The organism is Agathobaculum sp., assembly GCF_034098985.1.
Lineage (GTDB): Bacteria > Bacillota > Clostridia > Oscillospirales > Butyricicoccaceae > Agathobaculum.
The window spans coordinates 1-12454 of sequence record NZ_JAXEOA010000009.1 but is presented as its reverse complement, the minus strand read 5'-3'; the positions used below and the strand labels follow the sequence as shown (position 1 = coordinate 12454).

Sequence of the window (12454 nt, the reverse complement as noted above, 5' to 3'; positions counted from 1 at the left end):
TTTCCTCTCTTAGTTTTGATTGGTCTCAAACCGAGGTGGAATTGTATTTGAAATACTGAATGCCCATCCTTGCGGAGGCGTATCCCCACTGCCTGCTCCATTCGGTTTTTCCTTATAATAATACATGGTCTTTCCGGATACAAAAAGATCATTTCCAATATAAAACTCATATCCGTTAAGCGCAATTTCATTTGTGCTCTGAACCTGGTTTAAATGGGCGGCGCTTTGTCCGGACATACTGCTGTTCCACACATACCACCTGCCTACCCCCGCCATTCCAGAGCCCGTGCAAGCATAGAACGCACGGTCGATCGCCTTGTTGACTGTGAACGTCTCCACAGCATCCTGCGACCAGTTTCCCTGCTCGTCTGTACCCCAGATTTGGAAGGTTGTCTCTGGTTTGTTATAATCAACCGCCGTGCGGACACAGACGCCAATCGCAACCTCTCCGAACGCCGCCGTTTTCTCCGGCCAGTCGCCGTAGTGCACCCGCTCGCCCGCACCGTCTGTCACAACCGCCGGAAACGGATAGCTTCCGCTCCGCTCATAAGGAAAGGTGTGCGCCGCCGCGCCCATGCCCGGCAGCGTTTGGATTTCCAACTGCCCATAGCGCAGGCCTGCCGCACCAGGGACTTCCGTCACCGCGGGCTTCACCGTATCGGCCAAATAATAGCTGTCAGAAACGCCCTTTGGCCCGATGCCGTAAACCGTCGCTCCACTCTCGACCGTGCAGGCCGAATAGCAGTTTTGAATCGTCGGCGAGGCGTCATATTCCACCGCGCCGATCATGCCGCCAAGAGACGCAATGCCCGACAGTCTGCCGGTGGCATAGCAGTTATTCGTGAACTGCGTTCCGGTCGACCAGCCGATCAGCCCTCCCGCATAGCCGGACGCCTGCACCGCGCGGTTTGCCGCGCTGGACCCCTCTACCGTGCCGCCGTCGGCCTGTCCAATCAGGCCGCCCGCGAACTTGCTGTCCGTCCGGACGGTGAAGCCCGCTGCCGCGCAGTTGCGGACCGTGCCCGCACTGTATCCCGCAAGCGCGCCGGCCGCGTAGATACCGCCCTCGATTACCGCGCCATCCGCGCGGAAAACGATATTTTCCAGCGTGCCGGTCGAATATCCGAACAATCCCGCGAACACCGCGCTTTCCGCCGCGATACCCGTCCCCGTAATAGTGTGGCAGCTGCCGTCATAAACACCGGAAAACGCCGTTTTTTCTGTTCCGATCGGCGTTTGCTTGGTGGAAAGGCCGCTGAGGAACGTATAGGACGAAAAGTCGATATCGCGCTGCTGCGTGAACCGCTTGCCCCAGTATTCGCTGTGCGCGGCAAGCGCGGATAGCTGGCGCGCCGTGCGCACGGCGATTCTCTCCGGTTCGGCGGGCACCTTTTCGCCCTTTTGCACTGTGCGCGCAAAATGCGGATTAAACCACAAATACACCGTGCTCCCCCCGACCGCGACCGACTGGTAAAACCCGTCTGCGAACGAAGCGTCTGTCTGCACGAGCGGCGCGGTCAGCGGATAGGCCGAGCTGCCGGACAGCAGCGCGGAAAGCGCCGTATCCCTGTTCAGCGTTTGCTCGCCCTGTTTGCCCAGCGTGATCCTGACCGATGCGCCAAACTCCCCGGCCACCGCGTAGCCATCCGCTGTGACCGCCTTATCAGACCGCAGCGGCAATGTCCTGTTTGGATACGCCGTGCCGTCCGCTTGCAGGCCTTCGATTCCGTAGGAGCCGTCTGCATAGCGCTCATAGTACAGCAGCGCGCCCGTTTTGGCGGGCAGCGGCCAATCGCCGTAGTGCTCGGCTGTTTTCAGGCGCGGGAACGGATACACCGCCGCAGAATACAGCTTGTCGTCAATCTGCTTTTGCGTCGCCTCAGGCAGTTTATCAAACGTTGTCATCAAATAAGGGTGCGTCGTGTCCCGGTTGCTCGCGCTCCATCCGCCGTTTCCGAACACCGAAGCATCCATTTCCCCGAGCGTGCGGTAAGCGATCGGCTTTACTCCGTCCGGATCGGTTTCCGCGCGTGTGGGTCCGTTTATGATATCAACCACATAATAGCACCCGGTTGCCGACCCTATATTGCCCCGGTTGCCAAAGCCTATTGGGTCGTTTGCGTCCGCAGTGTCCTGATACGAAACGGCGGCATAGCAATTGGCAAACGAACCCGTGCCGCCCGTAAAAAATCCATAAGCATATTTTGCGCGTACAGCCGCGGACGCATAGCATTCCTTCACCGTCCCCGACACCGCGCCGGCAAACCCGCCGGACGTGTGCGCGGCAACCGTACCTGCCGACGCATAGCACTCTCTGACTGCCGTTCCCGCGCCCAGTTCTCCCGCAAATCCGCCGGCGCGGCCGGATACCGTTCCGCTGGTTACTGCGGGCAGCGCTGCGAACGACTTTGTGACGGGGTAAGATTGCGCCGCGTCATCCGACTTTTTGACGCTGCCCATCAGTCCGCCTGCCAATGTGCTGCCGGAGGCGAACACCCCATAAGGCGGCTTATCCGGGCTTGCTTTCAGGTTTGCCACGCCGTCGGTATCCAGATAAGCGCGGCAGTTGTCCACCGACGTATTCTCCGCCACGCCAGCAAGCGCGCCCGCCGTCCCGCTCTGCCCTGCCTTAATATAGGGATTGACCAACACGGTATCCTTGAGCGCCGACGCGGCTCCGGCTTTGCCGAACTGCGCGAACAGGCCCGCGTTGACCACCCGGTCTTCCACCGGCTCGACCCGCAGGTTTTTGATCTCCTGATTATTGCCGTCAAAGCTGGAGAGCGACGCGTTTTGGATGGGCACAAAACCGCCCTGCTTCGCGAGTTCCTTCGGCGGCACCATCTGCCCGCCCGCGCCGACCGCCCCGCCGCCAGGCGCGGTCACGGTCTTCTCCTGATAAACGGTCCAGTCGATCTTGCTCGATACCTTGGCTCTGACCGCCGCATAACCGCCCGACGTACCGATTCCCGAGACCGTCGGCTCCAGATTCTGCAAATGCCGCCCCTTGGTGAGGATGACAGTCTCCTGTTTCGTGCTTTCATCCTTCTCGCGCGAGGCAAACAGGCTGTTCGTCCGTCCGGACCATTTATATGGCTTGGCAATCACGCCGCTTTTGTTAAAATCAATGGTCAGGGAAACGATAATATCCGCGCCCGGCTCGATTTCCGGCTTGCCGTCCGCTCCGCGCACAACGTCCGCAAAATGGCGGCTGCCCGTGATGCTGTCCAGCACGACGCGGCAACCAACGTCCGTTTCCTCCAGATATTCCGCCCTGATCTCCACCGTCTGCTCCGGTTTGTCCGCCGGCGCCAATGACACATGATACGTGAGGTTTGGCAGCACCTCCGTGATATAGGACAGATCGGTGATCCCGCTGTTGTCGATCTCGAGCGCCAGCTCTTCCCCGTTCACCAGCTCGACGCTTGGCTCCAAAATGGTTTCCGTACCCGGCAGCGTCACGGCGTCGCCGCCGTAATAGCCCAGCATCGCATCACGCCGCGCCGGACGGTCGTCGCGCGGCAGGTCTGCGGCATACGCAAAATCCTCTCCGCGTTCAGCGTAGAACACACTGTAAACGCTGCCGCTGAGCGGTTCATATTCAATCACGACATGTCCGTTTTGGATCAGCTTCTCATCCACTGCGTTCTTAGGCAGCACGGTGTCAAACAGCTTCTGATCCCCGCCGGGGTTTTCCGCATATACCAAATCAGGGTATCCATCCACAAGCGCGCTGTTTCCAGCCTGCACCGCGTCCAGCCCGTCGGCGGATCGAAGCGCGGTCAAGCGGTTTTGTGCAGCGATAAAAACAGATCGCGCCGCCGCGTCCAGCTTGGCCAGCCGCATATCCTTCTGCAATGTAACCGCAGTCGGGATTGCGATGCCAAGCAGAATGCCCGCGATCGCCAGCACCGCAACGACCTCCGCCAGCGTGAAGCCCGCCGCACGTCTGGCTTTGCGCCAAATTCCCCGCAAGATGGTACCCCCTTTCCGTTTTGCAGGCGCAATTTCCCAGTTTAAGGGTAGGTTACGCCCTACAACCCGTATTTTTCCTTATCATATCATGTTTTTTTGTAAATTAACAGTGGGGGGCGAAAAAAGCGCCTACAATTTTCGTCGCGATTGCTTGCGTCCCCCCACTGCTTATGATAAAATAAAGAAAATATGTAACCGCAAGCACCGGTGGCTGCTCTCGTTTGCCGACCGCACGGAGTTTTTCTCTATTCGCGGCACGGCTTTTTTTCTCACAGCCTCCATCCGCCGCGGCACAGAGGGGAGGGGTAAACAGCATGGCCTATATGCGTCTCGGCGACCTGTTGGTCTCCAACGGCCTGATCACGCAGGAACAGCTCGCGCAGGCGCTTCATATGCAGAAGAAGACCGGCGAGCGTCTGGGCTCGGTGCTCACCAAATATGGCTTTATCGGCGAGCGGCAGCTCATCGAAGCGCTCGAGATGCAGCTCGGCGTGGAATTTATCGATCTTGCCGCCCAGCCGCCCGGCTCCGAAATGGCGACCGTGCTGCCCAAAACCATCGCGAAGAAATACCAGGTCGTGCCCGTCCGTGTGGAGCGCGACGCGCTCTATCTCGCCATGGCTGACCCGCTCAACTTCGTCGCGCTCAAGGAAGTGCGCACGGCGACGCGCAAGCGCGTCATTCCGATGATCGCCACCGCCGACGCGGTCGACCGCGCAGTCATGACGCTTTACGGCAACGAGGGCGCCGCCCGCGCCAACGAGGAGATGAAGCGCGAGCCGCACCGCCAAAGCGAGGACGCGATCGCGTCCCCAGTCGGGGTGGAGGACGCACCGGCCGCACCCACCGTGCGGCTGGTCAATTCCATCATCGAGCGCGCGGCGACCGAACGCGCGAGTGACATCCATCTCGAGCCGCGCGAAAACGAAATGCAGGTGCGCATGCGCATCGACGGCCTGCTGCGCAATATCCTGACCGTGCCGCGCGAATTGCAGGCTTCAGTCATCTCGCGGCTCAAGGTCATGGGCGGACTGGATATCTCCGAACGCAAGGTGCCGCAGGACGGACGCGCCGCTGTGCGCATCAAAAGCGCGGATATCGACCTGCGCCTGTCCACCCTGCCCACGATCTACGGTGAAAAAATCGTCATCCGCCTGCTCGACAAGGCAAACGGCCTGCTCGACAAACAGCAGCTCGGGCTGACGGGCGAAACGCTCGCGGCCTACGACCGCCTGCTGCAGAACCCAAGCGGCGTGGTGCTGATCGCCGGACCGACCGGGTCGGGCAAATCCTCCACGATGTACACCATGATCCGTGGCCTCAACACCGAGCAGGTCAATCTGGTAACGCTCGAAGACCCGGTCGAATACAACCTCGACGGTGTAAACCAGGTGCAGATTAATGAAAAAACCGGCCTGACCTTTGCGGGCGGCCTGCGCGCCATCCTGCGGCAGGATCCGGACATCATCGCGGTCGGCGAGATACGCGACGGCGAGACCGCCGAGATCGCCATGCGCGCGGCCATTACCGGCCACCTCGTTTTGTCGACCATTCACACGGGCGATTCCGTTTCCACTATCGACCGCCTATACGACATCGGCGTTGAGCCTTACCTGATCGCGGGCGCAGTGCGCGGCGTGATCGCGCAGCGCTTAGTGCGCCGCGTTTGCCCGCACTGCAAAAAAGCCTATACGCCGGACGGCGACGAGCTTGCCGCCCTCGGCCTTTCGGGCGAGCAGACCTTCTATAAGGGCGAGGGCTGCCCGATGTGCTTCCACACCGGCTACCGCGGGCGCATCGGCGTGTTTGAGATCCTGACGGTCGACCATGCGCTGCGCGAGCTGATTGCAGCGCGCGCCCCGCGCGACCAGCTGTACGCCGCCGTGCGCCAGAGCGGATTCCGCTCGCTGCGGGACGGCTGCCGCGAGCTGGTCTTGCAGGGCGTGACCACTGCGGAAGAGGCGTACCGCACCATCCATTCAAGCGAGGACTGACGCTTATGCAAAATATTGCTTCCATCGTTTCCGCCGCCGCCGAGGCCGGCGCGAGCGATATCCATATTGTCTGCGGTCTACCCGTGCGCCTGCGCGTGGACGGCAAGCTGCGCGACCTCGACGCATACCGCCTGACCCACGAGGACTGCGAAGCGCTCGCGCGCGAGCTTTCCGCCGTGCCGCTCGGCGCTGTGGGCGAAATCGACGCCGCCCAGTCCTTTCCGGACGGGACACGCGTGCGTATCAACCTGTTCCGCCAGCAGGGACACGCTTCGGCGGCCATCCGTATTCTGAGCGACCGCATCCCCCTGCTTTCTTCCCTCGGGCTTCCCGAAGCGGTGCAGGGTTTCCCTAGGCTGCAGCGCGGCATCGTGCTTGTGACCGGCGAGACCGGCTCGGGCAAATCGACCACGCTCGCCGCCATCCTCGATGAGATCAACCACACGCGGGACGACCATATCATCACACTGGAAGACCCGATCGAATACCTCTACACGCCCGACCGCTGCGTCATCAACCAGCGCGAGATCGGCCGCGACACCGCCTCCTATTCGGATGGACTGCGCGCCATCCTGCGCGAGGACCCGGACGTGATCCTCATCGGTGAAATGCGCGACCTTGACACCATCGAGACCGCGCTGACCGCGGCGGAGACCGGGCATCTGGTGTTCGCCACGCTGCACACCGGCTCGGCGGCGGACGCGGTGGACCGCATCGTCGAGGTGTTCCCGGCGGGGCGGCAGAAGCAGGTGCGCATGCAGCTTTCGATGACGCTGCAAGCCGTTCTCAGCCAGCAGCTCCTGCCCCGCAGGGGCGGCGCCGGGCGCGTCGCCGCGTGCGAGCTTATGATGGTCACCCCGGCCATCCGCAACCTCATCCGCGAGGGCAAGACCCCGCAGATCGCAAACGCGCTCGCCACCTCGGCGGAGGAGGGCAGCATCACGATGGACAACCGGCTCATCCGCATGTTTAAGGATAAGCTGATTTCGGGCGACACCGCGCGGGACAACGCGCACGACCCGGAATATGTCCGCAAGCATACACTGTTTTAGATAAGGAGGTGACCGCACACGACGACCTTTCAATACAAGGCGCAGTCGCCCTCGGGCTCGGTCGTATCCGGCGTGATCGAGGCGTACGACGAGTTTGACGCGGTCGCCCGCATCAAGCAGACGTGCCCGATCGTCATTTCCATCAGCGAGGTCAAGGGGAGCGGCGCGAAGGACCTGTTTTCCACGCCCCGCATTTCGAGCAAACAGCTCGCGCTCATTTGCAGCCAATTCGCGATCATCCTGGGCGCCGGTCTGCCGACGGTGCGCACGGTCGAACTGGTGGCCGAGCAGACGGCGGACAAGGCGCTGCGCGGCATCCTGAAATCCGTCGCGGGAGACGTTGCGGCGGGCAATTCGCTGGCGGACAGCTTTGAAAACAAGGGCAAAGGCCTGCCGCCTACTTTTATCGAGACCGTCCGCGCGGGCGAGGAATCGGGCACGCTGGACGACGCGTTCCGCACGCTGCATACTTATTTCGACAAATCGGCCAAAACCAGCGCTAAGGTGACTAGCGCGCTGATCTATCCGGCGTTTCTGGTGGTCATTTCCATTATCGTCGTCGCGGTCATCATGATCCGCGTCATCCCCGTTTTTGTGGATATGTTCTCGTCCATGGAGATGGAGCTGCCGCTGCCGACGCGCATCATCATCGGGATATCCGATTTTATGGTGCGGTATTGGCTCGTCATCCTCGGCATAATCGCGGCGGCGGTGTTCGCGCTGCTGCTGTGGAGCAAAACGCCTGCGGGCATGAAGTATTTTGCGACCCTACGGCTGAAGCTGCCGCTGTTCGGGCGCATTGAGCGCATGAACGGCGCGAGCCAGTTCGCCGGCACCATGTCCACCCTGCTGGGCGCGGGCATGCCGATCACGCGCGCGCTGACGATCACCGCCAAGGTGATGAACAACTATGTGCTCGGCCTCGAGGTACGCGACATGGTCTCGGGCATCGAGGAGGGCGCGCCGCTGGGCGACTGTATGCGCCGCAGCCCGTGGTTTGACAATCTGCTCACTGAGATGGCGGGCGTTGGCGAGCAGACCGGCTCGCTGGAAAACACGCTTTCCATCATCGGAGACTTTTTTGACAATGAGGTGCAGGTTTCCACCTCGCGCATCCTCGCCATGCTGGAGCCGACCATCATCGTGCTCATGGCGATCGGCGTCGTGATGGTCGTGTTCGGCTTCTACATGCCGATGTTCGAAATGTACGGCGGCATGTAAGCAATGGTTTCTATCGGGCGCTTTGGCGGCCGTGATGAAATAGAGAAAAAACAGATAAATTTTAGGAGGAATTTTTTATGTTTGCAAAACTTTGCGCAAAGCGCAGCAAAAAGGGCTTCACGCTCGCAGAGCTGCTCATCGTGGTGGCGATTATCGCCATTCTGGTGGCGATCGCGATTCCGGTGTTCTCGGCGCAGCTAAATAATGCTAGAACACAGGTATCCGAGGCCAACAAGCGCGCTGCTCTGTCTATGGCACATGCTCAATATCTGCTGGATGAGGGCGCGAATAGCAAGTATTACATCCACGAAAGTGCCAATCATGAGTTCACTGTTAATACTTCCGCTGATGGCGCAGTATATACCATTACCTTTGATGCCAATGGCCATGGTACTCTAAGCTGAAAAATAGCCACAAATTACCCCCGGCCTTAACGCCGGGCACAAGCCGTCCCGCGCGGACGGCTTGTGCATGGCGTTAATCTGTCTACTTAAAGGAAGAGGTCCTATGCGAAAGAAAAAAGGCTTTACGCTCGCGGAATTGCTGACTGTCGTTGCGCTTATCGCCATCCTCGCGGCGATCGCGATCCCTGTGTATCACAGTCAGATCAACCGCGCTGGACTGCGCATGGATGAGGCAAGCGAAAATATGCTGCATTCCTATATTGGCATCCTGCAGAGTGCCGGACAGCTCGAATCCGACGGCACCCTGCTCCGGTATCCTGCCGAGGGCGGCGACAGCCGCTATGTGTTCCTGTCGGACAGCACCTTGCAGCCCGATTCCCCTGAAGCGCGCGAAAGTGCCTATACCGCGCAGGGAGACGATAAGGAAAACGCCTCCCACGCCAAAGGCTCATATTTGATTCTATCTGTTCCGGCTTCAAAGGGTCAGCCCATTGAATTTTCCTGGGTCAAGCCCGATGTTTGACCTGTCCGCTGCCTTGACTGCTTACCTGCTGTTCCTCACCGCCGTGCTCGGCCTTGTATTCGGCTCCTTTGGGAACGCTTGGGCGTGGCGCATCGTAAACGGTGAAAGCGTTGCCAAAGGCCGGTCGCACTGCGCGACGTGCGGGCACCCGCTGTCCGCGGCCGACCTCGTGCCGCTTGCCAGCTTCCTCTTTCTGCGCGGCCGCTGCCGCTACTGCGGCGAAAAGATCTCGCCCCGTTATCCCCTCGCCGAAACCCTGTGCGCGCTGGTTTTTGTTTCTCTCGCGCTGCGCTTTGGGTTTACACCCGAAACGCTCCGTCTGTGCATTCTCGGGTTTCTGCTTTTCGTGCTGTCGCTGGTTGACCTCGATAGCTGTGTCATCCCGAACCGCTTTCCCCTGCTCGCGGCGGCGAATTTCGCCGCTTTCGCGCTGTTTGGCGCGCAGCCTGGCAAAACGCTGCTGCACGGCCTTATCGGCGGGCTTTCGCTTTTCGTGCCCATGCTCGCGCTCGTCATGTTGGCCGACCGCGTGTTGGGGCGCGAATCCATGGGTGGCGGCGACCTCAAGCTGCTGTTTGTTCTCGGCTTGTACACCGGCGCGGCGCGCGGCCTCATGCTGCTCATCCTCGCCTGCTGCATCGGCCTTGTTTTCGCGCTGCTGCCCGGCGTGCGCGGCAAGGACGCGGAAAATCCCCGCGCGTTCCCGTTCGGCCCGTCGCTCGCGCTTGCCGCGTGGCCTGTTTTGCTGTTTGGGGATGCGTTCCTCACATGGTATCTGGGATTGTTTTGATCCCCCGAAAGGAAATTGTCCTATGTCCAAACAATATATCGGCATTGATATTGGGGAACACACGGTCAAAATGGCCGTATGTTCGTATGGCCAAGTGCACCGGATGGCTGTGCGTGAGCTGCCCGAAAATATGATGACCGACGGCCGTATGCTGTCGCCCGCGTCGATGAGCGAATTTTTGCGCCAGATGAAGCACGAAAACCGCATCCCCGGCCGCCATGCCGCGCTGATCCTGCCCGAACAAGCGGTGTTCTGCCGTCCGCTGACCATGCCCGCCATGACCGCAGAACAGCTTGATATCAATCTGCCCTACGAGTTCCGGGACTATATCGCGCGGGAAAAGGACAAATACTTTTATGACTACGCGGTTGTCGGCCAAATCGAAGGCGGGGATAACGAGCCCGCCCAGTTGGAGCTGACCGCCGCCGCTGTTTTAAAAGAAACCATTGAGGAATACCGCGACATGCTGCGCCGGGCCGGCTTCCGCCTGTCCATCGCGCTGCCGCAGGAAATGGCGTGGAGCAACCTGCTTTACGCCTACAAGCTCGCGCACCCGCGCGCGGAAGGCGAGCCTGAGCGTGAATTCTGCCTGCTCGATATCGGCCACGCCGCCACGCGCATGTTCCTATATCACGGGCGGCGCATCGAGATGATCAAAATGATCGACCACAGCTGTTCACTGCTTGACCTCGCCATCGCCGAGTCCCGCGACGTGGACGTGCACGTCGCCCACACCTACAAGGAATCCAATTATGAGGATGCGCTCGAGCTCGAGGCCTGCCAGTCCGTGTATAACGCGATTGCGCTCGAGGTAATGAAGGCGCTCAATTTCCACGCCTACGAGCACCGCGACCATAATTTGCAGCAGGTGTACTACTGCGGCGGCGGTGCGAATATCGCCCCGCTGGTCGAGGCGATCGGCACGTCGATCGACCTGCCGCTTGTCAGCATGGCCGCGCTCCTGCCCCCCATCGGCGCGGATGAAAGCCTCGCGCTCGCCTGCGCCGCCGCCATCGGCGCCACGCAGCAGGAAGGGGGACGGTGAACATGAACAAAAAGACACGCTACCCTTCCAAATCCTATTTAAACCTCGCCATGCGCGAACGGACGGCGAACAGCCCCAGCCGCATCCTGCCGCTCGCAATCGTGTGCGCCGTGCTCATCGGGCTGTTTGCCAAGTTCGCGGTTGTCGACCGTCTGGTGGCGGTAGCCGCCGCACAGGGCAAGGTAGCGGAACTCCGCCAGCAGATCGACGCGCTGAGCCAGGATACGGCCGGCTATGACGAGCTGCTCACCGAATACGCCCGCTATACGGCCGGCTGGATGACCGATGAGGAACGGTCGATCCCCAACCGTTTGGTGATCTTCTCTCTGCTCGAGCAGGATGTGCTGCCCACCGCCAACCTGCGCGGCTTCTCGGTCACGGATAATCAGGTGGTTTTTGACCTTAACCGCCTCTCCCTGAAAGACGCCTCCGCTATCGAAACGCGCCTGCGGGCGCGTGAAGAGGTCAGCGCTGTAACCGTCACGGCGGCCTCCTCTATCCTGGATTACGGCGCGGTCTCGATGACGGTCACACTCAATCGTCCCGAGGGCGCCACGCCTCCCGCTGCAGAAGAGGGCGGCGGGCAAGTGGAAGGAGGCGAAGCCTCATGATGTACCGCAGCTTTACCACGCGTGAAAAAGTGCTGCTGCTGATCCTTGCGCTGATGCTGGTCGGATTGGCCTATTATATGCTGATCCAGGTGCCGGTCACCGAGCAGCTTTCCGCGCTGCAAAGCGAGCAGATCACCGCAGAGACCGAACTTATCATCACGCAGGCGCGCAAGGCGCAGATGGAAAATATGCAGGAAGAACTGGACAATGCCGCCAAGCAGGAGCAGGCTGTCGGCGTGCCCGAATACGACAACCAGCCCGCGCTGCTGAATTTCCTCCATCAGGCGTTGGACGGTACCAGCTATACGGTGAATTTTGACGAGGCCGACATTTCGACACAGTTTGTCCGCCGTCCGGCTTCCATAAAATTCTCAGCGCTCAACTATGAAAACGCCAAGGCCGTCGTGCAGGCGCTCGCAAACGCGCCGTACCGCTGCCAGATCGGCGATGTGGTCTTCCTTGCGAACGACACCGGCATTACAGTGCAGATGAAAATTACCTATTTCGAGGTGCAGATGGATATTTCCGATGTCATGTCGGCGCCCATGACCGACGAACTGCAAACCCTTTTGGACGAGCAAACGAAAACAGCGGCCTGACAGCCGCTGTTTTCTATTTGCGCACAAAAAAACTCCCATCCAGTGGATGGGAGTTTTTATTTTGCTTACTTGGCAGCCTGCGCAGCCTTGACCGCGTCGATCATCATCGGAACGACCTTGAACAGGTCGCCGCAGATGCCGTAGTCCGCCACGTCGAAAATCGGCGCGCCGTCGTTCTTGTTCACGGCGATGATGCACTCCGAATCCTGCATGCCGGCCTTGTGCTGGATCGCGCCCGAA

Annotated in this window: 10 protein-coding genes and 1 pseudogene; 9 read left to right on the top strand and 2 right to left on the bottom strand. The window is 60.3% G+C overall.

The genetic code is table 11. The features are described from left to right. Window positions 1-9: 9 nt before the first annotated feature. Window positions 10-3975 (bottom strand): type II secretion system protein, encoded by a 3966-nt coding sequence (locus tag SO058_RS01950; protein ID WP_320841321.1) that lies wholly within the window; start codon window positions 3973-3975, stop codon window positions 10-12. A gap of 314 nt (window positions 3976-4289) precedes the next feature. Between SO058_RS01950 and SO058_RS01945 the strand changes: the two genes are divergently transcribed. The 9 genes from SO058_RS01945 to SO058_RS01905 all read left to right on the top strand — a co-directional run bounded on the left by SO058_RS01945 (window position 4290) and on the right by SO058_RS01905 (window position 12214). After that, a complete protein-coding gene (locus tag SO058_RS01945; protein WP_320841320.1) occupies window positions 4290-5969 on the top strand; it encodes a GspE/PulE family protein in 1680 nt (559 codons plus the stop codon). Window positions 5970-5974: 5 nt separating this feature from the next. Next, entirely contained in the window at window positions 5975-7021 is a 1047-nt protein-coding gene (locus SO058_RS01940; protein ID WP_320841319.1) for a type IV pilus twitching motility protein PilT, read from the top strand. Window positions 7022-7093: 72 nt separating this feature from the next. After that, window positions 7094-8242 carry a type II secretion system F family protein gene (locus SO058_RS01935; RefSeq protein WP_320841318.1) on the top strand — a complete coding sequence of 383 codons (1149 nt, stop codon included), beginning with the start codon at window positions 7094-7096 and terminating at the stop codon, window positions 8240-8242. Between the two features lie 77 nt (window positions 8243-8319). Further along, window positions 8320-8646, top strand: coding sequence for a prepilin-type N-terminal cleavage/methylation domain-containing protein (locus tag SO058_RS01930; protein WP_320841317.1), 327 nt, complete (start codon window positions 8320-8322; stop codon window positions 8644-8646). A 103-nt stretch (window positions 8647-8749) separates the two neighbouring features. After that, entirely contained in the window at window positions 8750-9169 is a 420-nt protein-coding gene (locus tag SO058_RS01925; RefSeq protein WP_320841316.1) for a prepilin-type N-terminal cleavage/methylation domain-containing protein, read from the top strand. Further along, on the top strand, window positions 9138-9959 hold the full coding sequence (locus SO058_RS01920; protein ID WP_320841315.1) for a prepilin peptidase: 822 nt from the start codon (window positions 9138-9140) through the stop codon (window positions 9957-9959). Before SO058_RS01925 ends, SO058_RS01920 begins: the two co-directional genes overlap by 32 nt. A gap of 22 nt (window positions 9960-9981) precedes the next feature. Further along, entirely contained in the window at window positions 9982-11004 is a 1023-nt protein-coding gene (gene pilM, locus SO058_RS01915; RefSeq protein ID WP_320841314.1) for a pilus assembly protein PilM, read from the top strand. Window positions 11005-11006: 2 nt separating this feature from the next. Beyond that, on the top strand, window positions 11007-11615 hold the full coding sequence (locus tag SO058_RS01910; protein WP_320841313.1) for a hypothetical protein: 609 nt from the start codon (window positions 11007-11009) through the stop codon (window positions 11613-11615). Continuing rightward, on the top strand, window positions 11612-12214 hold the full coding sequence (locus SO058_RS01905; protein ID WP_320841312.1) for a hypothetical protein: 603 nt from the start codon (window positions 11612-11614) through the stop codon (window positions 12212-12214). The genes SO058_RS01910 and SO058_RS01905 overlap by 4 nt, the downstream gene beginning before the upstream one ends. Before the next feature lie 65 nt (window positions 12215-12279). Here the strand turns inward: SO058_RS01905 and SO058_RS01900 are convergent. Further along, window positions 12280-12454: pseudogene (locus tag SO058_RS01900) on the bottom strand (acryloyl-CoA reductase electron transfer subunit beta); the annotation flags it as partial.

What these genes read in the sequence shown, in the direction of transcription:
- SO058_RS01930 (WP_320841317.1), top strand. Translation starts at nt 8,320, where the DNA reads ATGTTTGCAAAACTTTGCGCAAAGCGCAGCAAAAAGGGCTTCACGCTC.
- SO058_RS01945 (WP_320841320.1), top strand. Translation starts at nt 4,290, where the DNA reads ATGGCCTATATGCGTCTCGGCGACCTGTTGGTCTCCAACGGCCTGATC.
- SO058_RS01910 (WP_320841313.1), top strand. Translation starts at nt 11,007, where the DNA reads ATGAACAAAAAGACACGCTACCCTTCCAAATCCTATTTAAACCTCGCC.
- SO058_RS01940 (WP_320841319.1), top strand. Translation starts at nt 5,975, where the DNA reads ATGCAAAATATTGCTTCCATCGTTTCCGCCGCCGCCGAGGCCGGCGCG.
- SO058_RS01905 (WP_320841312.1), top strand. Translation starts at nt 11,612, where the DNA reads ATGATGTACCGCAGCTTTACCACGCGTGAAAAAGTGCTGCTGCTGATC.
- pilM (WP_320841314.1), top strand. Translation starts at nt 9,982, where the DNA reads ATGTCCAAACAATATATCGGCATTGATATTGGGGAACACACGGTCAAA.
- SO058_RS01925 (WP_320841316.1), top strand. Translation starts at nt 8,750, where the DNA reads ATGCGAAAGAAAAAAGGCTTTACGCTCGCGGAATTGCTGACTGTCGTT.